The 24,181-nt window shown below is 64.9% G+C and carries 20 protein-coding genes, 1 tRNA gene and 1 pseudogene; 12 read left to right on the plus strand and 10 right to left on the minus strand.

All coding sequences use genetic code 11. The features are described 5' to 3' along the window. From accC to MO486_RS10355, 8 genes are all read left to right on the plus strand, one after another. Complete coding sequence (gene accC / locus MO486_RS10320) at positions 1 to 1,368, plus strand: acetyl-CoA carboxylase biotin carboxylase subunit (protein ID WP_242907126.1); 1,368 nt, start codon at positions 1 to 3, stop codon at positions 1,366 to 1,368. A 61-nt stretch (positions 1,369 to 1,429) separates the two neighbouring features. After that, complete coding sequence (locus tag MO486_RS10325) at positions 1,430 to 2,122, plus strand: hypothetical protein (RefSeq protein WP_242907128.1); 693 nt, start codon at positions 1,430 to 1,432, stop codon at positions 2,120 to 2,122. Next, on the plus strand, positions 2,122 to 3,039 hold the full coding sequence (prmA, locus tag MO486_RS10330) for a 50S ribosomal protein L11 methyltransferase (protein ID WP_242907130.1): 918 nt from the start codon (positions 2,122 to 2,124) through the stop codon (positions 3,037 to 3,039). The genes MO486_RS10325 and prmA overlap by 1 nt, the downstream gene beginning before the upstream one ends. Positions 3,040 to 3,129: 90 nt before the next feature. After that, positions 3,130 to 4,551 carry a DUF3426 domain-containing protein gene (locus MO486_RS10335; RefSeq protein WP_242907137.1) on the plus strand — a complete coding sequence of 474 codons (1,422 nt, stop codon included), beginning with the start codon at positions 3,130 to 3,132 and terminating at the stop codon, positions 4,549 to 4,551. Between the two features lie 101 nt (positions 4,552 to 4,652). Then, on the plus strand, positions 4,653 to 4,928 hold the full coding sequence (fis, locus tag MO486_RS10340; RefSeq protein WP_242907140.1) for a DNA-binding transcriptional regulator Fis: 276 nt from the start codon (positions 4,653 to 4,655) through the stop codon (positions 4,926 to 4,928). 146 nt (positions 4,929 to 5,074) lie between these two features. Continuing rightward, the gene (purH, locus tag MO486_RS10345) at positions 5,075 to 6,661 is read left to right on the plus strand and encodes a bifunctional phosphoribosylaminoimidazolecarboxamide formyltransferase/IMP cyclohydrolase (RefSeq protein ID WP_242907142.1); all 1,587 of its coding nucleotides are present in this window, start codon (positions 5,075 to 5,077) and stop codon (positions 6,659 to 6,661) included. 12 nt (positions 6,662 to 6,673) lie between these two features. After that, positions 6,674 to 7,960: a phosphoribosylamine--glycine ligase gene (gene purD / locus MO486_RS10350; protein ID WP_242907144.1), complete on the plus strand. Its 1,287-nt coding sequence runs from the start codon at positions 6,674 to 6,676 to the stop codon at positions 7,958 to 7,960. A gap of 127 nt (positions 7,961 to 8,087) precedes the next feature. Further along, positions 8,088 to 9,974, plus strand: a complete 1,887-nt coding sequence (locus MO486_RS10355) for an MFS transporter (RefSeq protein WP_242907146.1) — start codon at positions 8,088 to 8,090, stop codon at positions 9,972 to 9,974. A 15-nt stretch (positions 9,975 to 9,989) separates the two neighbouring features. On the opposite strand, the gene ampE is transcribed toward MO486_RS10355, so the two are convergent. The 5 genes and pseudogenes from ampE to MO486_RS10380 form a co-directional block, all read right to left on the minus strand. Continuing rightward, positions 9,990 to 10,910: a regulatory signaling modulator protein AmpE gene (ampE, locus tag MO486_RS10360; protein ID WP_242907148.1), complete on the minus strand. Its 921-nt coding sequence runs from the start codon at positions 10,908 to 10,910 to the stop codon at positions 9,990 to 9,992. Between the two features lie 39 nt (positions 10,911 to 10,949). Then, positions 10,950 to 11,861 (minus strand): NAD(+) diphosphatase, encoded by a 912-nt coding sequence (gene nudC, locus MO486_RS10365; RefSeq protein ID WP_242907151.1) that lies wholly within the window; start codon positions 11,859 to 11,861, stop codon positions 10,950 to 10,952. Further along, positions 11,858 to 12,214, minus strand: a complete 357-nt coding sequence (gene erpA, locus MO486_RS10370) for an iron-sulfur cluster insertion protein ErpA (protein ID WP_242907153.1) — start codon at positions 12,212 to 12,214, stop codon at positions 11,858 to 11,860. The genes nudC and erpA overlap by 4 nt, the downstream gene beginning before the upstream one ends. A 108-nt stretch (positions 12,215 to 12,322) precedes the next feature. Continuing rightward, a pseudogene (locus tag MO486_RS10375) lies at positions 12,323 to 12,676 on the minus strand (polymer-forming cytoskeletal protein); the annotation flags it as partial. Beyond that, positions 12,676 to 13,401: a DUF6776 family protein gene (locus tag MO486_RS10380; RefSeq protein WP_242907155.1), complete on the minus strand. Its 726-nt coding sequence runs from the start codon at positions 13,399 to 13,401 to the stop codon at positions 12,676 to 12,678. The pseudogene MO486_RS10375 and the gene MO486_RS10380, both read right to left, overlap by 1 nt. A gap of 75 nt (positions 13,402 to 13,476) precedes the next feature. Here MO486_RS10380 and MO486_RS10385 point away from each other — a divergent pair, with 75 nt between their 5' ends. The 3 genes from MO486_RS10385 (at position 13,477) to MO486_RS10395 (ending at position 18,652) form a co-directional block, all read left to right on the plus strand. After that, the gene (locus MO486_RS10385; protein ID WP_242907157.1) at positions 13,477 to 14,073 is read left to right on the plus strand and encodes a DUF4126 domain-containing protein; all 597 of its coding nucleotides are present in this window, start codon (positions 13,477 to 13,479) and stop codon (positions 14,071 to 14,073) included. Positions 14,074 to 14,150: 77 nt separating this feature from the next. Then, a complete protein-coding gene (locus MO486_RS10390; RefSeq protein WP_242907160.1) occupies positions 14,151 to 16,277 on the plus strand; it encodes an EAL domain-containing protein in 2,127 nt (708 codons plus the stop codon). Continuing rightward, a complete protein-coding gene (locus MO486_RS10395; RefSeq protein WP_242907162.1) occupies positions 16,277 to 18,652 on the plus strand; it encodes a hybrid sensor histidine kinase/response regulator in 2,376 nt (791 codons plus the stop codon). The genes MO486_RS10390 and MO486_RS10395 overlap by 1 nt, the downstream gene beginning before the upstream one ends. A gap of 1 nt (position 18,653) precedes the next feature. On the opposite strand, the gene bfr is transcribed toward MO486_RS10395, so the two are convergent. The 3 genes from bfr to MO486_RS10410 all read right to left on the minus strand — a co-directional run bounded on the left by bfr (position 18,654) and on the right by MO486_RS10410 (position 20,125). Continuing rightward, positions 18,654 to 19,124: a bacterioferritin gene (gene bfr, locus MO486_RS10400; protein ID WP_242907164.1), complete on the minus strand. Its 471-nt coding sequence runs from the start codon at positions 19,122 to 19,124 to the stop codon at positions 18,654 to 18,656. Positions 19,125 to 19,245: 121 nt separating this feature from the next. Then, the gene (locus MO486_RS10405) at positions 19,246 to 19,443 is read right to left on the minus strand and encodes a (2Fe-2S)-binding protein (protein WP_242907174.1); all 198 of its coding nucleotides are present in this window, start codon (positions 19,441 to 19,443) and stop codon (positions 19,246 to 19,248) included. Between the two features lie 58 nt (positions 19,444 to 19,501). Then, a complete protein-coding gene (locus MO486_RS10410) occupies positions 19,502 to 20,125 on the minus strand; it encodes an RNA pyrophosphohydrolase (protein WP_242907176.1) in 624 nt (207 codons plus the stop codon). Positions 20,126 to 20,257: 132 nt separating this feature from the next. Between MO486_RS10410 and MO486_RS10415 the strand changes: the two genes are divergently transcribed. Further along, positions 20,258 to 20,334: transfer RNA gene (locus MO486_RS10415), tRNA-Met, on the plus strand. A 103-nt stretch (positions 20,335 to 20,437) separates the two neighbouring features. Here the strand turns inward: MO486_RS10415 and MO486_RS10420 are convergent. Continuing rightward, a complete protein-coding gene (locus MO486_RS10420) occupies positions 20,438 to 20,893 on the minus strand; it encodes a type IV pilin protein (RefSeq protein WP_345779209.1) in 456 nt (151 codons plus the stop codon). A 1-nt stretch (position 20,894) separates the two neighbouring features. Then, positions 20,895 to 24,173, minus strand: a complete 3,279-nt coding sequence (locus MO486_RS10425) for a PilC/PilY family type IV pilus protein (RefSeq protein ID WP_242907180.1) — start codon at positions 24,171 to 24,173, stop codon at positions 20,895 to 20,897. Positions 24,174 to 24,181 lie beyond the last annotated feature (8 nt).

Here is a 24,181-nt window from a genome sequence, read left to right on the forward strand (position 1 = left end):
ATGCTGGATAAAGTCGTCATCGCCAACCGCGGCGAGATCGCGCTCCGGATATTGCGTGCCTGCCATGCACTCGGCATCCGCACGGTCGCCGTGCACTCCACCGTCGACCGCAACCTCAAGCACGTGGCGATGGCCGACGAGTCGGTGTGCATCGGCCCGGCGCCATCGAGCGAGAGCTACCTCAACATGGCGTCGCTGATTGCCGCAGCGGAAGTCACCGACGCACAGGCGATCCACCCCGGCTATGGCTTCCTCAGCGAGAACGCCGACTTCGCCGAACGCGTCGAGCAATCCGGCTTCATCTTCATCGGACCCAAGGCCGACACCATCCGCCTGATGGGCGACAAGGTCGAAGCGATCAAGGCGATGAAGGCCGCGGGCGTGCCCTGCGTCCCCGGCAGCGGTGGGCCGCTCGGCGACGACAATGCGGTCAACCTCAAGATCGCGCGCGAGATCGGTTACCCGGTGATCGTCAAGGCGGCGGGCGGCGGCGGCGGCCGCGGCATGCGCGTGGTGCACACTGAGGCGGCGCTGGGCAATGCCATCGCCACCACCAAGTCGGAAGCCAAGGCCGCGTTCGGCAACGACATGGTGTACATGGAGAAGTTCCTCGAGAACCCGCGCCACGTCGAGATCCAGGTCCTCGCCGACGGCCAGGGCAACGCCATCCACCTCGGCGAGCGCGACTGCTCGATGCAGCGTCGTCACCAGAAGGTCGTCGAGGAAGCGCCCGCGCCCGGCATCACCCCGGAGAAGCGCGCCGAGATCGGCAAGGTCTGCGTCGAAGCCTGCATCCGCATCGGCTATCGCGGCGCCGGCACCTTCGAGTTCCTGTACGAAGACGGCCGCTTCTACTTCATCGAAATGAACACCCGCATCCAGGTCGAACATCCCGTGACCGAAATGGTCACCGGCATCGACCTGGTGCGCGAGCAGCTGATGATCGCCGCGGGCCACAAGCTGTCGCTCAAGCAGAGCGACATCGTGCTGGATGGCCACGCGATCGAGTGCCGCATCAACGCCGAGGATCCGGACACCTTCATGCCGTGCCCCGGCCTGATCCAGCACTTCCACGCCCCCGGCGGCCCCGGCGTGCGCGTGGATTCGCACATCTACGAAGGCTATCGCGTCCCGGCCAACTACGACTCGATGATCGGCAAGCTGATCGTCCATGGTCCCGACCGCGCCACCGCGATCGCGCGCATGCGCGTGGCCCTGAGCGAGATGGTCGTCGACGGCATCAAGACCAACATCCCGCTGCAGCAGCGCATCCTCGCCGACGGCGGCTTCCAGCAGGGCGGGCAGAACATCCACTATCTCGAGAAGCGGTTGGCGGAGCGGAAGGAAAAGGCGCTGTCGATCGTTTGACGATGCTTGCTTCGGCAGGACTGACAGGCTTGAGATCATCATCTCGATCCAGCGACGTGACATGACCGACCCGCACCGCCGCCGCGAAGCCAAGCTGCAGCTCGACCATACCGTCGTTGGGATCGAGCTGACACTGATCAGCATCATCCAGGGCCTGGCGCTGGGCGTGCTCGCGGCGAGTTCGGTGCAACCGCTGGTCGAATGGCAATGGCAGGTCTGGCCGTACATCGCGACCGGCCTGGTCGCGATCCTGATCTTCTGGTCGCGCTCGCTGATCCACACGTTGTCATTCATCGGTTGGCCATTGGAATTCGGCCACACCTTCATCTACTTCGGCGCGACGCTGATCGAGGCGGTGGCGCTGAGCCAGGTCGCGCATCCGGAACGGTGGTTCGCGTTGAATGCGCTGTATGCCGTCGCAGTGTGGGGGTTGTACGCCTACGACCTCCAAGTGGTGCGGCGCCATGCCGATGACTTCCGCACTGCAGGCGAGCAGGCGCTGTTTGCGGACATCCTCCGTGACCAGCAGGCGAACATCCGCGTCCTGATGCCCGCGACCATCGCGCTGCAAGCCGGCGTGTGGTGGCTGATCCACGCGTATCCTGACCTCATGCTGCAACGGCAGTGGCACCTCCTGCCGATCCTGCTCTCGTTGTTGCTGAGCCTGAATTACCTGTACGACGGCGTGCGCCTCCTGCGTCGCCGACGCGACTGGATCGTGGAACGCAATGCGCAGGAGCGCGCGGAGTCCTGATGCCCTACCTCGAACTGACCCTCCGCTGCCGCGAATCCGAGCAACCGCGTTACGAAAACGCGCTCGAAGACGTCGGCGCCCTGGCGGTGACGCTGCTCGACGCCGACGTCGACACCCCGAACGAACACGCCATCCTCGAACCCGGCGTCGGCGAGACGCCGCTGTGGGGCGAGATCGCGTTGACGGCGCTGTTCCCGTTCGACGCAGACGCCCTGGTGCTGCTGGCAGCGCTTGAAAGTTTCGACCCGGGCCTGGACTGGTCGAACGCGGCGTTCCGCAAGGTCGAGGACCAGGACTGGGAACGCGCGTGGATGGACCAGTACGAACCGCTGCGCTTCGGCGCACGCACCTGGATCGTGCCGTGGAATCACGACTTGCCCGCGGAAGCGGATACGCCCGAGGCGGCGGTGGTGAGGCTCGACCCAGGCCTCGCCTTCGGCTCCGGCACGCATCCGACCACCTCGCTGTGCCTGCAATGGCTCGATGCGCTGGCGACGGAAGGCGTATTGCAGGGCGTGACCGTGCTCGACTTCGGCTGCGGTAGCGGCATCCTCGCATTGGGCGCGCTCAAGCTCGGCGCTGCGCATGCGGTCGGCGTCGATAACGATCCGCAGGCCGTTATCGCCACGCACGACAACGCCGAGCGCAACGGTGTCGCCGACAAGCTCGATGTGTTCCTACCCCAGGACGAACCGGTCGCCACCTATCCCATCGTCGTCGCCAACATCCTCGCCTCCGCGCTCGACGCACTGGCCGAGACGTTGGCCGCGCGCGTCGCACCGGGTGGCCGCATCGCTCTGTCCGGCATCCTCGCCGGGCAGGAAGACGCCTTGCTGGAACGTTACGGCGCCTGGTTCGACGCGCTCGCCGTCGCGCAGGAAGGCGACTGGGTGCGCATCGATGGCATCCGGGCCTAGGGCCGGGGCGTGCGGAGAAGGTCCGGCGCTTTGAAAGCGGTCACGTTTGCCGCAGGCGAAAGTCCTGCGCGACATGTTTGAATAGGACGCATGTTCGTCCTCTGCCCGCACTGTCACTTCCTGGTCGGCGTCGACCCGCGCACCGGCAAGCCGCCGGCGCATTGTCCCAAGTGCGGCGAAGTCGTCATCGAACCGGTGCCGGAGCCGAGCGAGGACGCTGCGTCGCCAATCGCGACGCCGCTCGACCCGTTCGCACAGATCGAACTGCCATCGCTCGCGCAGACTGCGTTGCCATTGCCGGAACCGGAAGTCGCATCCGAACCTGAAGCCGCACCGGAACCAGCCGCACTCGAACCCGAAGCCACGCCAGTACCTGCGCCAAAGCCCGCCAAGCCAGTACGGAAGCCGCGTACCTGGTTCAAGCGCAAGGACGCGCAGGAGGCCACGCCAGCGCCGATCGCCGAGACGCCGCCCCAGGCAACCGCCGAGCCGACCACGCACCGCGCCGACGCGATGATCGCCGCACTGATGAGGCGGAAGCCGGCGACGAAGAAGAAAGCTGTCGCGCCACCGCCCTTGCCGGTCGAACCCGCGACGATCATCGAACCGGTCGAAGTCGAGGTCGATACATTGCCGCCCGCGGTGCTGGCCGCAGATGTCGTTGCGGCGCCGATCGAGGCATCGATCGACGCGGCCAGCGAAGAAGTGGCCGAATCCGCCGTCGCTATCGGCATCGCCGAGGCCGAAGCACCCTTGGAAGCCGTCGTCGAAGCCATCGGCGATGTCGCTCCGGGCGACGCCACTGCAGAAGTCGCGACGGAAGCCGCGACGATCGCAGCGACTGTTGAAGTCGCGAGTACGATCGACGAAACGCAGGCACAGACGCAGCCCCGCGTCATCGCCGACGACGACGACGATCCGGATGCACCGGACGCCTTCACCGCAGCGGTCGCCGAAATCCTGCCGCCCGCGCCCACCCCGATGCGTCGCCGCAGCGATGGTGCCGCGCCCAGTTTCCATCGTCGCGAACGCGCACCCATCGGCACGCGCACCAACCTGCGCGCGATCGCCGCTGTGTCGGCGCTGGTGTTGCTACTGACGCTGCAACTGCTGCTGGCGCAGCGCAACGAATTAGCGGCCAATCCGCGCTGGCGTCCGCTCGTCGGCGCGCTGTGCGGCGTGTTGCGTTGCAGTTTGCCGCCATGGCGCGAGCCGGCCGCATTCACGATGCTCAGTCGTGATGTGCGCCCGCATCCGGGTACGCCTGGGACCTTGCTGATCAACGCCAGTTTCCGCAACGACGCGCGCTGGCCGCAGCCGTGGCCAAGCCTGCAGTTGACACTGTCCGACATCGACGGCCGCATGGTCGGCGCGCGCGCGTTCGCCGCCCATGAATACCTGGGTGCCGCGCCAACGCAAAAAGAACTCGCCCCCGGCCAGAGTGCCGCCGTTACATTGGCGGTCGTGGAACCAGCACCGAACGTCGTTGCCTTCACATTTGACTTCCGCTAGCACGCGCACTTTATTTCGATGGCGTGCCGGTAAAGTGCGCGCTAGACTCGCCCTCCCGTCGGCACTGCATCGGCGGACGCCACACGTTTCAGGGGACCCGTTTGAACGCCGCAGCCGACCGTCAAGACGCCGCATCACGCACCGGTAACCGCCCCCCATTGCGCGACCATGTTGCCAATTCGGTGCGTCGTTACCTGCGCGATCTCGATGGTTGCGAGACGCAGGATCTGTACAACATCGCACTGCGTGAACTCGAGATTCCGTTGTTCGCGGAAGTGTTGAATCATTGCGATGGCAACCAGAGCCGGGCCGCGACGATGCTGGGGATCCACCGGGCGACGTTGCGCAAGAAGCTGAAGGATTACGGGATAGGCTGAGCCTGGCCTGTGCCATCCGCATGCGCTGCCTTTGGTCTGCGCGCGCCACCGGTTTTCGAAGCTGGATTGCGGCCCACGCATGCGCGGGGATACCAGCTGGGCCGACCGGTATAATTCGCGCCTCCTGCCGTAACCCCCATCCCCGCATGACCGCTGACTCCCTGCCCGCCCCGGCAGTCAAAATCAAACGCGCGCTACTTTCCGTTTCCGACAAGACCGGGCTGGTCGAGCTTGCCCGGGCACTGGCCGCGCGCGATGTCGAACTGCTTTCCACCGGCGGCACCGCCAAGGCGATCCGCGATGCGGGCCTGCCGGTGCAAGACGTGAGCGACGTGACCGGTTTTCCCGAGATGATGGATGGCCGCGTCAAGACGCTGCATCCGATCGTGCATGGCGGCCTGCTCGGCCGCGCCGGCATCGATGATGCGGTGATGGCGCAGCACGGGATTGCATCCATCGACCTGCTGGTGCTCAACCTGTATCCGTTCGAGAAAGTGTCGGCGGACCCGGGCAGTTCGATGGAGGACATCGTCGAGAACATCGACATCGGCGGGCCGGCGATGTTGCGTTCGGCGGCGAAAAACTTCGCCCGCGTCGCGGTGGCGACCGACCCCGCGCAGTACGCAGGCATCGTCGAGGAATTGAATGCCAATGACGGCACGTTGTCGGCGAAGACGCGATTCGCATTGTCGGTCGCCGCGTTCAACCGCGTCGCCCAGTACGACGCCTGCATCAGCGATTACCTGTCGTCGGTCCAGGAGGACGGCAACCGTGCGCTGTTCCCCGCGCAACAGAACAGCAACTTCGTCAAGGTCATGGACTTGCGCTACGGCGAGAACCCGCACCAGCACGGCGCGTTCTATCGCGACCTGTGGCCCGTGCCGGGCACGCTGGCGACGTTCACCCAGCTGCAGGGCAAGGAGCTGAGCTACAACAACCTCGCCGATGCCGATGCTGCATGGGAATGCGTGCGCCAGTTCGAACGCGCTGCCTGCGTGATCGTCAAGCACGCCAATCCCTGCGGCGTGGCCGAAGGGATGGCCTGCGCCGATACTTATGAACTCGCCTACGCCACCGATCCGACTTCGGCCTTCGGCGGCATCATCGCCTTCAACCGCACGCTCGATGCGGCTACTGCGAAGGCGATCCTCGACCGGCAATTCGTCGAAGTGCTGATCGCGCCGGATTACGAGCAAGGTGCGCTCGACTATTGCACCAAGAAGGCCAACGTGCGCGTGCTGCGCATTCCACACGGCGAAGGCCGCAACAATTTCGACGTCAAGCGCGTCGGTTCCGGCCTGCTGATGCAGACCAGCGACATCCGCGAAGTCACGCGCGACGAATTGAAGGTCGTGACCAGGCGCGCGCCGACACCGGCCGAACTCGACGACTTGTTGTTCGCCTGGCGCATCGCCAAGTACGTCAAGTCCAACGCGATCGTCTACGCCAGGGACCACCGCAGCATCGGCATCGGCGCCGGGCAGATGAGCCGCGTCATCAGTGCGAAGATCGCCGCGCTCAAGGCTGAGGAAGCCGGGCTGGTGGTGCCGGGTTCGGTGATGGCCTCCGATGCCTTTTTCCCGTTCCGCGACGGCATCGATGCCGCAGCGGCTGCAGGCATCCAGGCGGTGATCCAGCCGGGCGGTTCCATGCGCGATGCGGAAGTGATCGCCGCAGCGGATGAACACGGATTGGCGATGGTGTTTACTGGGATCCGTCACTTCCGGCACTAAGGAGAGTCCGCGATGAAGGTTCTTGTCATCGGTTCCGGCGGTCGCGAGCATGCGTTGGCGTGGAAGCTCGCGCAATCGCCGCGCATCACCGAAGTCCTCGTCGCACCCGGCAATGCCGGCACTGCGATCGAGGACAAATGCCGCAACGCCACGGTCAACACGGCCGACATCGAAGGACTGCTGGCGCTGGTGGAACGCGAAGGCGTCGCGGTGACCGTCGTCGGTCCAGAAGGCCCGTTGGTTGCGGGCGTCGTCGACGCATTCCGTGCCAAGGGCCATCGCATCTTCGGGCCGACTGCCGCTGCGGCACAGCTGGAAGGCAGCAAGGCCTTCGCCAAGGATTTTCTCGCGCGGCATGGCATCCCGACCGCGTATTACGCGGTGCATACCCACGTCGACGAAGCGCTCGAATACGTGCGTGAGAAGGGTGCGCCGATCGTGATCAAGGCCGACGGCCTCGCCGCGGGCAAGGGCGTGATCGTGGCGATGACGCTGGCCGAGGCCGAAGCCGCGATCACCGACATGTTGGCTGATTACGCCTTCGGCGCCGCGGGCGCGCGCGTGGTGATCGAAGAGTTCCTGGAAGGCGAGGAAGCCAGCTTCATCTCGATGGTCGATGGCAAGACCGCGCTGCCCATGGCGACTTCGCAGGATCACAAACGCGTCGGCGATGGCGACACCGGGCCCAACACTGGCGGCATGGGTGCGTACTCGCCTGCGCCGGTAGTCACGCCTGAAGTGCACGCACGCATCATGCGCGAGGTGGTGAACCCGACCGTGCAGGGCATGATCGCCGATGGCGTTCCGTTTACCGGTTTTCTTTACGCCGGGTTGATGATCGACAAGAGCGGCGCGCCGAAAGTCATCGAATTCAACGTGCGCTTCGGCGATCCGGAAACGCAGCCGGTGATGCTGCGGCTGCAGTCGGACCTGCTGGAGCTCGTGGAGGCGGCCCTCGACCAGCGTCTGCATGAAGTGCAGGCGCAGTGGGACCCGCGCCCATCGTTGGGCGTGGTGATGGCGGCAGCGAATTATCCCGGCACGCCGCGCCTCGGTGATGTCATCAACACCTGGGATGCGCCGGATGTCGAGGACACCAAGGTCTTCCACGCCGGCACCAAGGTCGAAGGCGAGCATGTCGTCACCTCCGGCGGCCGCGTGTTGTGCGTGTGCGCGCTGGGCGAGACGGTGGCGAAGGCGCAACAGCGCGCGTATGCCGAAGTCGCCGGGATTTCCTGGCCGGGCGAATTCCATCGCCACGACATCGGCTGGCGCGCGATCGAGCGCGAGCGCAGCTAATTCGCATCGCACTTGTGGGAGCGACGTCAGTCGCGATTGGGGTCTCCGATCGCGACTGACGTCGCTCCCACAGAAAGGAAAAGGGGCAGCCTCGTCTGCTAGGCTCCCGTGAACTCGCGGGGGCCGCATGGCGCACAACCAGTTTGAACTACTCAAGCAACGGCGCTTCCTGCCGTTCTTCCTGACCCAGGCGCTGGGTGCGTTCAACGACAACGTCTATCGGCAGGCGATCATCGGGCTGCTGTTCTGGCTCGGCGTCAGCCCTGCGGACCGCACGCTTTACACGAACATCGCGCCGGCGTTGTTCATCCTGCCCTACTTCCTGTTCTCGGCCACCGCTGGGCAGATCGCCGAGAAACTCGAGAAGTCGAAACTGATCCGCATCACCACGATGATGGAGATTGCGATCATGTCGCTGGCGGCGATCGGATTCCTGACGCAGAACATGGTCGTGCTGCTGGTGGCGCTGTTTTGCACCGGCGTGCAGTCGACGCTGTTCGGGCCGGTGAAGTATTCGATCCTGCCGTCGGTGCTGAAACCGGAAGAACTCACCGGCGGCAATGGCCTGGTCGAGATGGGTACTTCGATCTCGATCCTGATCGGCATGATCTTCGGCGGCATGATCTTCACGCTCGCCGGCACGCACGGGCCGGTGGTGGCGGCGACCGCCATCGTGGTGCTGGCGGTCACCGGCAACCTGGTCAGCCGCGCGATCCCGCGCGCGGAAGCCGGCGCTCCCGAACTCAGGATCAACTGGAATCCGATCCCCGAATCGATCAACGTGCTGCGGCTCGCGCGCAAGCAACTCGCGGTGCGCAACGCGGTGCTCGGCGTGTCGTGGTTCTGGTTCATCGGCACGGTACTGACGTCGCAGCTGCCGACCTATGCCGAAGTGAACCTGGGTGGTGCGCCGACGCTGTACGTGTTCGCACTGGCGCTGTTCTCGATCGGCACCGGCATCGGCTCGATGCTGTGCGAAAAGCTGTCGGCGCGCACGGTCGAAATCGGCCTGGTGCCGCTGGGCGCGTTCGGCATCAGCGCCTTCATGCTCGACCTGCATTTCGCGCGCAGTGGGGCAGCGCCGGTCATGGGCCTGGACGTTGGCGGATTCATGCGCCAGCCCGGCAGCTGGCGCATCGTGATGGACCTCACCGGCATCGGCCTGTTCGCCGGTTTCTTCGTCGTGCCGCTGTTCGCGCTGATCCAGAGCCGTACGCCGAAGCACGAAATGTCGCGCGTGATCGCCGGCATGAACATCCAGAACGCGGCGTTGATCGTGCTGGCCGCGGTGCTGGGCATCGTGGTGCAGCGCTACCTGGGCTGGTCAATCCCGCAGGTGTTCCTCGCGCTGGCGATCGCCAACGTGCTGGTTGCGATCTGGATCTTCACGATCGTGCCCGAATTCCTGATGCGCTTCCTCAGCTGGCTGCTGGTGCGCAGCCTGTACCGGTTGCGCCTGCACGGCATCGAACGGCACGTTCCGGACGAAGGCCCGGCGCTGCTCGTGTGCAACCACGTCAGCTACATGGATGCGCTGATCCTGAGCGCGAGCATCCCACGCCCGGTTCGCTTCGTGATGTATTACAAGATCTTCAACATCCCGGTGCTGAGCTGGATCTTCCGCACCGCCAAGGCGATCCCGATCGCTGGTGCGAAGGAGAACCCAGAATTGATGCAGCGCGCGTTCGCCGAGATCGATGCCGCGCTTGCCGACGGTCAGATCGTCGGCATCTTCCCCGAGGGCGCGCTGACCAAGGACGGCGAGATCGCCAAGTTCAAATCGGGCGTCGAACGGGTGCTCGAGAACCGTCCGGTACCGGTGGTTCCCATGGCATTGAAAGGCATGTGGACCAGCATGTGGAGCCATCGCGATGGGCACATGCGCCGCATGCGCGTCCCGCGACGCTTCCGCGCGCACGTGGAAGTCGTCGCCGATGCGCCTATCGACGGCCACGAGGTGACGGCGGAATTACTGGAGGCGAAGGTGCGCGAGCTGCGCGGTGACGCGGCGTGACTTGATGCGGCGCGGTCAGGCCACCCAGCCCGCGATCACGAACAACGCCAGCACGGCCAGCCACAGCAGCAGGATGCGCCAGGCCAGGCTCATCGCGTCGCGCAGTTCCGGCAGCTCGCCCAGCTGCATCACTACGGCGCTCGTATTCGGAATGCCCGACTCGGTTTCGGTATCGACGTAATCCATCGCCTCCTCGGCGAGTTCGGACTTGACGCTCGCGCGTGCGGCGGCGCCGAGGAAGCTGGTGTCGCGCTTGAACGCAGCGCCACCGGCGTCCTTCCACGCGCTGAGCACTGAATCGAAGTTGCCAACCAACGCCAGCGCCAAGGTCATCAACTGCGCCACCGGCCAGTCGAGCAGGGTCAGCAGCGTGCTTGCGGCTTGCGCGGCATCGTCCGGCAATCGCTTGCGAGCCTCGCCCTGCGCGCACAGCGCGACCAGACGGTACAGCAGCGCCCCGACCGGGCCCAGCAACAGGAACCAGAACAGCACGCCGAACCAGCGCCAAAGCGCGCAACGGAAGACCGCTTCGACCAATGCCGGACCTTCCAGCGACGGCTGCACGCGCTCCGGGAACAGGCGGGTGGCCGCAGTACGGCGCGATTCGGAGTCGCGCGCGTCGACGACGGCTTCGACATCGTGGTCGAGGTCGCGTGGGCCCCAGGCGTAGAACAGCGTGACCAGCGCGAAGACGAAGTAAGGCAGGCCGTAAAGACCGTCGCGCAGGCCCAGCTGCAGCAGCAGCACCAGCAGCAGGGGCGGAAGCAGGGCCAGCACCAGCGCCCAGCGGGTACGCCCCGCCTCGTTGTCGCCGGCCTGGATGCGCAACCAGTCCAGCCAGCCGATGAACCAGTCGTAGCGGCGCAACGCAGCCAGCGTCGGCATGGTGTGGCCGACGATCAGGGCGATGACGACAGCGATCAGGGTCAGGGACATCGGCGGCTCAAGCGGACGACTTCCTTCGATTGTACGGAATCAGCGGCGATCGACGGCCTGCAACCACTGCTCGATCAGCCAGCGCGAAATCGAGATCGGCGGCGACAGCGCGATTCCGTCTTCATCCTCGGCTGGCGTTTCCTTCCAGTCGCGGGCCAGACCGGCGCGGATCGTGGCGGCGTCGAACCAGCGTACGTCTTCGAGCTCTTCGCCGGCGGTAGGCGCATCGGGTTCAGCGTCAGCGAGGAAGCCAAGCATCAGCGAGCCCGGGAACGGCCACGGCTGCGAGCCGGCGTAGCGGCTGCTGCGCACGCGGACGCCGGTTTCTTCCAGTACTTCGCGCGCGACCGTCTGCTCCAGCGATTCGCCGGGTTCGACGAAGCCGGCGATCACCGACCAACGCCGCGCCGGCCATCCTGTCTGGCGACCTAGCAGGAGGCGTTCACCATCGCTGACCGCGACGATGATGGCCTGGTCGGTGCGCGGGTAGTGCTCGCTGCCGCATTGGCGACAACGGCCGAGCCAGCCGGCGCGGACGAAGTCGAGTTCACCGCCGCATGCACCGCAATAGCGATGGCGCGCGTGCCAGTGCAGCACCGCGCGCGCCTGCGCGAACACAGTGGCGTCGAATGCCGTCCAATGGGTCCCGGCTGCGCGCAGGTCGACGCGTTGTGGCGCGTTGAGTTCGACAGTGGCGGAGCGTTGCGCGAACCAGGCCACGTCGTCATGCAGGCCGAGGAAGATTGCGGCACCGGGGCCGCCGCCGAGTTCGGCGCCAGTGGGGGCGAACAAGCGTTTGGAATCATCGGCGAACGCACGACCGTCGTCGTCGAGCAGCACGATGTGCGCCCGCATCCACAGCGCCGCCAGCGCATCCGGATCATCACGCAGGTGGTCGGCGCGGTCGAGCGCGCCCTCGACGAACGCGAATGGCGCGCTCGGTGAATTCACACCGTGAACGACGAGCCGCAACCGCAGGTGGTCTTCGCGTTCGGATTGCGGATCACGAACTGCGCACCGTGCAGGCTCTCGCTGTAGTCGACTTCGGCGCCCATCAGGTACTGCAGGCTGAGCGGATCGACCAGCAGTGTGACACCGTCGGTCTGCACCGCGACGTCGTCCTCGCCTTGCTGTTCGTCGAATTCGAAGCCGTACTGGAAGCCGGAACAGCCACCGCCCTGGATGTAGACACGCAGCTTCAGCCCGGCATTGCCTTCCTCTGCGATCAGTTCGCTGACCTTGGCGGCGGCGGCATGGCTGAACTGCAGCGGGCTGTCGAGTTGTTGGTAGGTGACGGTATCCATCCTGCCAATGTGCGGCCGCGCGGCGTCCAGATCAAGTCAAAAGCGGACCATTCAGGCCGCTTCGACCGCGCGCAGGCCTTCCAGCGGCAGCGCAGTCACCACTGAGTCGGCGTGGACCAGGCGCCCGGTGAGCTGCGCGCCGGCATTCATCTCGACCACCTTGTAGTGGACGTTGCCGTATACGCGCGCCTTCGACGCCAGCTCGACCCGCTCGGCGGCATGGACGTCGCCGTTGAGCTGGCCGTTGAGTATCACCACCGGTACCCGCACCTCGCCCTCGATGCTGCCACTCTCGGCCAGGATCAGTACGGCGCGCTCGCCCTCGTCGGCCTGGACCTTGCCGATGATGCGGCCTTCGACGTACAGCCCCCCGCTGAACTGGATATCGCCGCGGATCACGACTTGCGCCCCGATCAACGTGTCGACGTTGCCGTCATGCGGCGTCGGTTTCTTCTTCAGCATCAGTTTTCCCCGGATGACTTCAGTGTCCACGCGAGCGCCTGGTCGACGTTCGCGCCGCTGCCGCGCAGTGACAGTTTCACCCTCTGCGCGGTAAACCCCGGCGGCAGGATCACGCTGCCGCCCAGCCGCTGGAAATAGCGGAATGAATAGTGTTGCGCGGGCGCGTCCGGTTTTTGTTGCAGTTCGTCCCAATTTACGGTGGTCAGCTTGCCGTCGCGCACGCCTTCAACGGCAAAACGCAGCTCCCCCTGGGTCAGGCCGCCACGGTTGATGCTCTGGGTCAGGACCACCTCGTAGCGCCAGCTGCCGCCGGCCTCCGGAGCGAATTCGGCCGAATGGACGCTCAGGCCCTTGCGCGGGCCACTGCTGCCGACGAAGCGTTCGTAGAAGGCGACATCTGCGCGCAGACTGGCGATTTCCTCGTCCTTTTCCGCCAGCGTGTCCTCCACATCGCGGTTGGCGTCGCGACTGATCTGTTCCGAGCGCGACAGGGTTGCCTCGCGCTGCCGCAATTCAGCTATTTCCTCCGCCTGCTCGCGGACGCGCTGTTCGCTGGCGGCCAGGCGCGCGGTCGGCGAGCCTGGCTCGGGCTTGTGCCACCACCACAGCGTTCCGCCGCCGATGGCGAGGCCGAGCAGGAACACCAGCAATGCCAGCAACCAGCGCGGGAACCGCGACTGGTCTTGGGGGACGATTTCGAAACGCGGGGGCGGCGGGACACTCATCGGCGCAGGACGCTCACTCGGGGGACAGTTTGCTGTGCCTATACTCGCGGCGCCGCTAGTCTACCGGGGGTCGTCATGTCCGAAGCCCATCTGTTCGCGATTGGTGTGTTGCTGGCGTGGCTGGCCGGGATCCGCGTGTATCTCACCGTGTTCGGCGTCGGCGTGGCCGGTGCCTTCGGCTGGCTGGACCTGCCGGAAGCACTGCAGGTCACCCAGTCACCATGGGTCATAGGCACCGCCGGTACGCTGGCCGTGGCCGAGTTCTTCGCCGATAAGATCCCGGGGGTCGATTCTGGTTGGGACCTGCTGCACACCTTGCTGCGGGTGCCGGCAGGGGCCTTCCTCGCGGCCGCGACGCTGTCGCCTAACGGCGAACTCGGCGCCGGCATGCTCGCCACCGGCGCCGGTGTGGCGCTGACCAGTCATCTATTGAAGTCGGGCTCGCGCGCCCTGCTCAACACTTCGCCGGAACCGGTCAGCAATTGGACCGCTTCGGTCACCGAGGATGTCGCCGTGGTCGGCGGGTTGGCGCTGGCGTTCGCGCACCCGTGGATCGCGCTGACGCTGGTGATCGCAGTCAGCGTGCTGTTTGCGCTGGGCGTGTGGTGGTTGTGGCGCAAGCTGTTCCGACGCGCGCCGCAAGTGCCAACCGGCCAAGTGCAGCGTTCGTAGTGCTGGCCGGTCCAGCGCGGAAATTCCGTGAAATATTGATGACCACGTAATATTGGCGGCAGCCGCCGGGAGGGCCGATGTCCGCCACCAAATCCAACAGTCGCAACAAGAAAGCGAAAGCGGGCGATCCTTCGTCGCAGTTCCGCGCCAGCGTCGAGGGGCTTGCTGCGCAGTTGCGCAGCCGCCGCGGACAGAGCTGGGACATCAGTGCACTGGAACAAGTCGCACATGAAGTCGAACGCCTCTACAGCACGGCCGGCACGCTTGACCCGCTGTGGACAAGTTCGCTGGCGCAGCTGCGCGGACCGCTCTCGGCCGCCCGCCAGGCACAGCGCCTGCCCGATGCGGCCGCGACCGCCAACCTGATCGCCATTGTTGAAAACCTGTTGCTGCAATTGCCACTGTCCGAAGCAACGCAGCCCGAGTCGATCAGCCGCGCCGAAACCCCACCGCCGCAGTATTGGCAGCGTTGGAGCGGCGACGCACCACCGCCTGTGACAACGACGATTGCAACCGCCACGACGCACACCGTTGCCGGCGATGGCGGCGAACCGCCATACAGGGTATTGATCGTCGAAGACGACCGCGCCCAAGCGCTGTTCGCCGAAGGCGTGCTCAACGGCGCCGGTATCGAAGCCCTGGTTGCGTCCGAGCCGCATGACGTGCTGGAAACCATGGCGCGCGTACGGCCCGACCTGGTGCTGATGGACCTGCATATGCCGGGGCTCAGCGGTACCGAGCTGACCTCGCTGATCCGCCAGCACGAGGCTTTCCTGCATACCCCGATCGTGTTCCTCACCGGTGATCCCGATCCGGAAAAGCAATTTGAAGTGCTCGAATGCGGCGCTGACGATTTCCTGCAAAAGCCCATCCGTCCCCGGCACCTGGTCGCGGCGGTGGAAAGCCGCGTCAAGCGCGCACGCGCACTCGGAAAGCAACGCAGTGGCGACGGCAGCCGGCACCCGGCAACCGGACTGCTGACTCGTCCGATCCTGCTGCAACAGCTCAGCGCTCATCTGCCGAACACCCGCGGTGGCGTGTTCTTCCTGGAAATCGCACACACCGCCAGCCTGCGCGAGCGTTACGGCTATGCCACGCTGGAGCGGCTGATGACCGAAGCCGGGCGCCAGATCGGCACGCTCGCCGGGACGAACCCTGCGACCCGCCTCAACGACAACGCCTTCCTGGTATTCGCCCCGGATGCGGCTGAAGCACAACTGGAAGCGCAGGCGCGCGCCTTGCGCGACGGCCTTGGCCATCATCCGTTCACCGTCGATGGCGGCGACGCGTTGCGGCTGCGCACTTCAGTTGGGTTCACTGCATTGCGGCACGGTTTCACCGATGCCGGCGACGCGCTGGAAGCGGCCGAACAAGCCGCGCGCCAAGCGCGCAATACCCCGATCGGGCTGGTCGCCTACATGCCGCCGCAGCGCGACGGCGCCGCCGATCGCGATCTGTCCGACCAGCTCAACAGCGCCCTCGCCGAAAACCGGTTCGAAATGATCTTCCAGCCCATCGTCGCTGTCGCAGGCGGCGATGAGGCGCAATACCAGACCCTGTTACGCCTGCGCGACAGCGACGGCGTACTGCACAACGCTGCCGATTTCGTTCCCGCTGCGGAAGCCGCTGGGCTGATTCCCGACATCGACCGCTGGGTGCTCGAACACGCGCTCGGCGTGTTGCATCAACGCCGCGCGCAAAGCCGGCCGGTACGGCTGTTCGTACCGCAATCGCCGCGTACGCTCGCACGCGATGGCTATGCGGACTGGCTGACGCAGGCGATGACGGCACGTGAACTCGAAGGCCCGTCGCTTGTGATCGATCTGCGCCTCGCCGACGCATTGATCCATTCGGTCACGCTGCGCCAGTTCTGCGAACAGATGGTGCCGGTAGGCGTGCAGTTCTGCCTCAGCCAGTACGAGCATGGCGCTGATGCCGACGCATTGCTCACGCAATTGCCGCTGGGTTACGTGCGGTTGTCGGCGCGCTACGCCAATGGTCAGAGCGACGGTCCACTGCGCGATGAAATGCGGGTGGCGATCGAACGCGCGCATCGCCTCGGCCTGCAGGTCATCGGCCATCGCGTCGAAGACCCGCAGGCGGCCGCGACCTTGTGGATGGGTGGCATCGACTTCATCCAGGGCAACCTGGTGCAGCAGGCGGTCAGCGAACTCGACTTCGACTTCCATCACGCGGTGCTGTAGTGACCGAACGTAGCGCTAGCCGTTGGCTGATGGTGCGCTGGCTGGCCCTGGGCACTGCCGGCGGTGCCGCGCTGGCCTTGGCGCTGGAGGGCCTCGGCCTGCGTGGTCCGTGGCAGAGCGCCGCGCTGCTGCTGGTCCTGATGGCACTGCTCGCAATGGTCGTGGTGATGGTGGTGATGCGCCGGCGCGAAGCACAGTTCGACGTTGTCGCCGAGCGCGCGCAGCGCGGCCAGGCTGAGGTCGACGCGCTGCAGAAGGAAATCCACCGCCACCATGAGTTGGAACAGCAACTCACCCAGGCAAAGCAGGCAGCGGAATCGGCGGTGCTGGCCAAGGGCGAATTCCTCGCCACGATGAGCCATGAGATCCGCACCCCGCTCAACGGCATCGTGCCGATGCTCGACCTGTTGATGCACGCGCGCCTGCTGCCCGACCAACACGAACTGGTGCGCACCGCGTTTACTTCATCGCAGCAGTTGCTGCGCATCGTCGACGATATCCTCGACTACTCCAAGCTCGAAGCCGACAAACTCGAACTGGAAACCACCAGCTACAACCTGCGCGAGTTGCTGGAAGCGGTGATGCAACTGATGGAGCGCCCGGCCGAGGCCAAGGGCTTGCGCCTGCACCTGCACCTGGACCCCGCCGTGCGCCTGCCGGTACGCGGCGACCCGGTGCGCTTGCGCCAGGTGTTGACCAACCTGATCAGCAATGCGGTCAAATTCACCGAACGCGGCTCGATCGCGCTGAACGTGCGGCGTATCGGCGAAACCGCGACCCAGCACCAGTTGCGCTTCGAAGTCCGCGACACCGGTATCGGCATCTCGTCGGATGCGCAGGCACGGCTGTTCCGTGCGTTTTCTCAAGCCGACGCATCGACCACCCGGCTGTACGGCGGCACTGGCCTGGGTCTGGCGATCTGCAAGCGCATCGTGGACTTGATGGGCGGACGCATCGGCGTGGAATCCGAACCAGGCCACGGCGCCATCTTCCACTTCGAAGTGCCGCTCCTGAAAGTTCACGGCGACATGCCCACGCGCGAAGCCGATGTCAGCGGCAGCCGCTTGCTGCTGCTCACCGCCGATGCGCGCCTGCGCAGCCGACTGAGCATGCTGTTGCCTAACTGGGGCCTGCGGGTGACCGCAGTCGAAACCACGCAGGAAGCACTCGATCGCCTGCGCGCGGCGGCGACGCAAGGACCACCGTGGCGTTACGGCGCGGTACTCGCCGATCTCTCCGGCATGCGCAACACGGCGCTGGCACTGCATCGCAATGTCGGTCGGCAGGCGGCCTTCGGCGACGTGCGATTGGTGTACCTCAGCGGCGACGACGAGGTTCCGCAGGAGCTTTTCAACGGCGCGACTGTGCTGCCGCGACAGCCGCCGGACGCAGATTTGCGGATCGCACTGACCCGGCCTTCGCCCCGCACCGCACCCGTTACTCCCTCGCCAGCAACGGGCACGGGCAGCAGTCCGGCACATTGGCAGGCGCGGGTGCTGCTGGTCGAAGACAACCCGGTCAACCTGCTGGTGGCGCAGCGCCTGCTCGGCGTGCTCGGACTGGATTGCGACACTGCTACCAACGGCGAGGCCGCGCTGCTGCGCATACGTGATGGCAATTACGATCTGGTGTTGATGGACTGCCAGATGCCGGTGCTCGACGGCTACAGCGCCACGCGTCGCTGGCGCGACCACGAATCGGCCGACCCGACAGGCCCACGCCTGCCGATCGTCGCCATGACGGCCAACGCCATGGCGGGCGATCGCCAACGCTGCCTCGATGCCGGCATGGACGATTATCTGGCCAAGCCGGTCACCCGTGGCCAGCTCGAACAGTGCCTCAACCGCTGGCTGCCGAAACCAGGCGAGCGTATGCACGCGCGCACCACGCCGCTCAGTCGCGAGATTCCAGGTACCCCGGAGCCGATCACCACCACTCCGGCCATGATGACGCCGGCCGTCTCAACCGCCGCGCAGGCGCCCATCACGACGGTGCCCCTGGTCGCCGCCGAATCCGAGCCGGTGCTGGATGATGAAGCGCTGGACGAGTTGTATGCGGTGATCGGCCAAGACGCCGGACGCATTGTCACTGTCTTCCTCGAAGACACGCCTCAACTGCTGGCGCAACTGGAACAGGCTGCGCTCGGGCCTGACTATGCCGCGCTCCGCGACGCCGCGCACTCACTGAAGTCCTCCAGCGCCAATCTGGGTGCGATGGCGCTGTCGGCTGCAGCCAAGCGCATTGAACTCGGTGCGCGCATGCAGACGCTTGATCGCCCTGCGGTCGCGGTCGCCATCCTCGCCGACGAATTCGCGCGCGCGCGCAATGCGCTGCAGGCGAGGCTGCAAGCGACGAAACGCCCCGCCGAGGCTTAGTTCACTCTTCGATCTTGGTCAGCAGGTAGTTCTGTTCGCCCAGGCGCTCGATCAACGCCAGTTGCGTCTCGATCCAGTCGATATGTTCTTCCTCGGAATCGAGGATGTCTGCGAACAGGTGCCGGCTGACGAAATCGCCAATCGACTCGCAATACGCGATTGCCGTCTTCAGGACCGGCAGCGCTTCCAGCTCCAGCGCCAGGTCGCACTGCAACAGCTCGCGCGGGTTCTCGCCGATCTTCAGTTTGCCCAGTGCCTGGAAGTTGGGTAGGCCATCGAGGAACAGGATGCGCTCCGCCAACTTGTCGGCGTGCTTCATCTCGTCGATCGATTCCTTGTACTCGTACTCGGCGAGTTCCTTCAGCCCCCAGTTCTTCAGCATCTTGGCGTGGAGAAAATACTGGTTGATCGCGGTCAACTCGTTGTAGAGCGCCTTGTTGAGGTGCTCGATGACCTTGGGGTCGCCCTTCATGACAGTGCTCCGTGCGTCTGGATGGCAGGCACTCTAGCGCTGCGACGCGCGCAATGACGAAACGCGAATCGAGTGCATTCGCGACGCATTTGCAACCAGGGGATGAAGCGCGATCGCGGGCTTAGGCCGCGACCTGCAGGACTGGCAGTTCGCGCGGATGCCGCGCTTCATCAAGGATCGCCGCGGCGGTCTCCAGGCAGGTGCCACAGGTTGCGCCACAACCGGTGCGCATGGTCAGTTCCGGCAGGCTGCGACAGCCCGCTTCAGCGGCCTGGCGGATATCGCGGTCGGTGACACCATTGCAGATGCAGACGTACACGGTCGGAAAGTCACGGGTGGAAATCTGTGATGATTTTCGCCACAAATGAGAATGATTGTCAATTCTGTCCGGGCTCGGTGTCGGAGCGCCCGCTATCTGAACGACCCCCTGCCGTCCGCGTCCGCGGACGCTGGCGGCTGCGCCCGCCTGGGCCGCCGGGGAACGGACGCAGGTCCAGGGCCAGATTCGGGATTGCCTGCGTCCCCGCGACTTGCCGGGCGAATGGCGCCAGATGGCGCAAGGCGCTGGCATAGACACCGCGCTTGAAGGTCACCACGTGTTCGAGTGGATACCAGAAATCGACCCAGCGCCAAAGATCGAACTCGGGCTTCTCGGTCAGGTCCAGGTGCAGGTCGGACTCCTGCCCGGTGAGCTGCAGCAGGAACCACACCTGCTTTTGGCCGATGCAGACCAGCCTGTCGTGGCGACGAATCGCCCGAGGCGGTAGCCGGTAGCGCAGCCAACCAGGGGTCACGCCGAGCACAGCGACATGCTCGGGCAGTAGCCCGGTTTCCTCGCGCAACTCGCGATACATCGCCTCCAGCGGCGTCTCGTCGGTGTTCATCCCGCCTTGCGGGAATTGCCACCCATCGCGATGCACGCGCCGCGCCCAGAACACACGGCCGTCGGGATGCATCAGCACAATGCCCACGTTGGGGCGGTAACCGTCCGGATCGATCACGATGCGGACTCCATCAAATTCACTGGTTCCGACTCTGCCACGCGCGGCACAGGGCGACAAGCGCGGGCCCGGCGTGCCCAATTCACGTTGACGGCACCGCCATGAACAGGAATAATTCGCGGTTCACCGCGTGGCTATGTAGCTCAGCCGGTTAGAGCACAGCACTCATAATGCTGGGGTCGGTGGTTCGAGTCCACCCATAGCCACCAAACCACGCACCTTTGCGCGCCAAACAGTAAAGGTCGCCTCGCCAATTCGCAGGCTTCTGTCCAGCGCGTCGCCGCGAGCATCTGGCGGCAAGTACTCCGCGAATCACCAGCAATCGCCGGCCGGAGTCCTCAGGCCCTTTTCGTTGACGGTCATCGTTCCGCAATTCTTTTCCTTGGCCTGACCGCCTTGCGGGATCGCGGTGATCGTGAATGTCGTCGCCGTCGGCTGGCCCGCCACGAAACCAACCGCGTAGTACGGCGTCACGTCCGCGGAACACCTGGGCAGGGACACAGACGCTCCTGCCAGGTCCGTTTGGTAGTTGAGGTTGGTCGTGTAGAAGCGCTCCATGAACTGCGCCGCCTCGGCCAAGCATCCCTGTGCGGCACTACGCCGGGTTTTGAGGACCGCGAAGTCGTAACCCGCCATCGCCAGTGATGCGAGGACCGCGATCACCAAAACCACGATCATCAATTCGAGCAAGGTAAAGCCAGCCCGACGGCGCCGATCCGATACAGGGCGCATCACAACCCGAGGCGTTGCAGAAGCATTGCAATGCATTTCAATCCTTGAGGATTTCACGCCAGCGGATCCGACGGGGCGCGCCGCCTGGCGGGTTGGTGAGCACCGAGCCGACGTTGCCTTTGGAGCCGCCCGCCACCACCAGGACGTCGATCATCGTAGGCATCGTCGGCATGCCGACGCCCAAGTCGATCGATCCCACCGGAACCGTCGCGCCGCCAGCGCCGATCTTGTCGTCATCATCGAACTTGCCATCGCCATTGGCGTCGAAGAACGGCGCCGGCAAACTCGTCCCGGTAAAGGCATCGATCGCGTTGATGAAGCCGCGGCCTCCGGCATCGCACGCGGAAGCGGTCGGGGGAATGATGCTCGCTGTCTCCAATGCGTTGCCGCGCAGCAACGGCCTGGTGATGATGCGCTCGCCTGCAGCTGGATCATCCAGGTCGACATACCAACCCTTCTTGCCGCTGGGGAGCACGGCCGATGATTCGAAACCGCGAACCGTACGACCGTCCAGCGTGGTGGTCACCAGGATCTGTCGCTCGGCGAGTTCTGATAATGCGACTGTGGCAACGCCATCGTCGATAATCCCGTACATCGATTGGATCGAAGTGTCGGTCAGGTCTGCACTGGTCATGAAGCTACCCGTGCCGAAGAAGATCCAGCGTTGGCCATCGATCGGGTTACGCGCGACGACGATGCCGCCCGTGATCGGCTGATTTGCCTGCGTTTTGAATAGCGGTTGCCCACCATAGGCGACGCCCCAACTTGCAGGCGTGGCGCTGGTCAAGTCGAATTTCCACAGGTTGCCCTTCAGATCGCCGGCATACACTTGGTCGACGGTGCCGTTGGCATCGATATCACGGCCGCGTGGGGCCGATAGTCCGTTGTCGCCGCCGGCACCAGTGTCGATTTCACTGATCACTGCGCCCGTGGCGAGGTCGAGCACGAACAGCACCGCGTGCCCATTGCTGCTGTTGATGCCATTGCTGACGATGACGGCACTGGTCCTGTCGGTATCGTTGAGCGTGACGATCAGAGGCTCTCCGAGCACCTGGCCCATGTTGGCGCCACCATTCCTCTCCCACAGCACGTCGTTGGTGCCGAAGCTGGCGGCATTTGTGACATCGAGGCCGAACACGCCTTTGCCGCCGCGACCGAGCGCACCGACGAGATAGTTCTTGTCGGGCGTCTGCTTCCGGGTCGAAACAACGACCGGGCCGTCCACGAAGTACTTGTGGTTATTGGTGTACTGCGGATCGCTCAGCGTGGCGAGATCGCTCGTGCTGACGCCGCCCGGGATATAGGTGAAACGCTCGGCACCGTTCGATGCATCGATCGCATGCAACATGCCGTCGTTGGCGCCGACGAAGAGGGTCTCGTTCTCCTTCACGTACATCGGAGACGAATTGACGATATCGCCGAGCAGACTATCGCGGTCACGCAAATTGCCGCCGTTGCGCTTCTCGAGTGTCGTCGCACCCTTGATGTAGGCGGCGTTCTGTGCACCGGTGACCGTGGCGATCCCGCTGGCTCGCACCAGCGCTGCCTCCTGCGCCGACGTCGGGAACGCCGCGCCGCGGCTGCCGTTCCAGGTGAGCACGTTGCGGCCAGTCGCGGGAATGTGTTCCGAGGCCTTCCAGTCCGACGTGGTTGCAACGCCGGCCCGGGTCGCACCGAAGGCAGCGAGTTCGCCGGTCCATTTCCCCGAGATATACGTCGCCTGGAAAATGCGGGTGTCGGACGTGAACGACGTGCTGTTGGTGGAAACGTTCGAAGCCGAACCCAGGCGCGCGGCGACCGAAGTGAGCACTTCCAACAAACCCTCGACGAATTCGGTCGGATTCCTGGCTGTGACGAAACTTCCGTGGCCGTTCACCGATGCATGCCAGAGATCGTCGATGCGATCGGCGTCCTCGGCGTTGGTCGGGTCGCCCCAATGCAGGCTGCCGTTCTTCAGCGAGACCAGGTCTGTCTTCGGGTTCAACTTGCCCTGCAAACCGATGGAAACGCCGAAGGTGACCATGTGTTGCCAGAACGCGGGGTCCGCGAGCGAAGCCGGAACGTTGTTCTCCAGCGTGTTGACCAGGTCGCGCTTCCAGTAATACATGGCAACGTCGGCCAGTGTGTCCGGCTGGGTTCTTGGCGACGTGCTGAAGTTGTCGATGTACGGTTTGAGCGGACTATAGGAATAGCTGCTCCCCGCCGTGTTGGTGACGGTCGGGCCGGCAGTGTTGTCCGCGTCGCCGACCGGCGACGTGTATCCGGTGCTGTCGTTCCAGTAGCCGTCGGTGGTCAGGATCGCGAAGTTCTGGCGGCAACTGATCTGGGCATTGCCCGTGACTGGTCCCCATGGACCGCTGGCGCTGCTGTCAGAGAAGTACTCACCGGCGCGCTGCAGTGCGCCTTTCAGCGGCGTGCGGCCGCCACCATTGGCGGCATGCAGCCGTTCGAACCAGGTCTGGCGGTTGCCGTCCTGGAACAAGCCCTCGTCCGTGCCTACCGGAATCGGAAAAGGACTGCGATTCCAGATCGAGTCGTAACCGACCCGCAGATTGGAAGCCAGCTGGCTGAAGGCCTCGCTGGCACCAGCTTTCGCCACCTTCATGCGCGTGCGGTGGTAGGAATACCAGGTGGCGTAGTTGCCTTTTTCCTCATCCTCGGTGCGACCAGTTGGCGTGGCGAACTCGCAGTTCCTCCAGGTTCGCGTCCCGTTGCCTCCGCAGCCTGCGTTGGCCACGCCTTCATTGCCGCTTGTCCGCCGTACGTATTCGCTGCGGACAACGCGCACCTGCGTCCCGACCTCGCGGATCTGGTAGCGATGGAAGTTCGCAAAGTCGGTCAGGTCGGTGACGCCTGCCTTCGGCACGAAATACGTCTGTGTTTCGTCGGACAAGTCGACTGCGTTCTGCAGCAAGCTGGGGTGATCCCAGGCACTGGCGTAGGACATGCCGGTGGCATAGCGCGTGTTGTCTGCCTTGATCCACGGCAGGTATGTCGTCGCAGGGTTGTAATAGATCGTGTTGTTGCCGTGGAATTTGTCCTGCAAGTCGTTGTCGAGGTCGTCCCAGTCGGAGACGTCGTGCGGCATCGAGAAATATTCCATCGACCCGGAATCGTCGAGGATGAACATCACGTTCGCCGGCGGATAGGCAGAACCCGATTGCAGCGGCACGGCCGGGATGGTGACCGCCTGGATCGGCAGCGACAACAAGGTCGCGAAGAACGCGAAAGCGCCCGGCAAGAGTCGCGCGAAGACCTTCCGCTTCGGTGTCTCGCATGGGCTCGGTCGCGTAGCGACGGTGATCTGGTCGGTCATGGCACGTC

Source organism: Lysobacter sp. CFH 32150, from assembly GCF_022758295.1.
Taxonomy (GTDB): Bacteria; Pseudomonadota; Gammaproteobacteria; order Xanthomonadales; family Xanthomonadaceae; genus CFH-32150.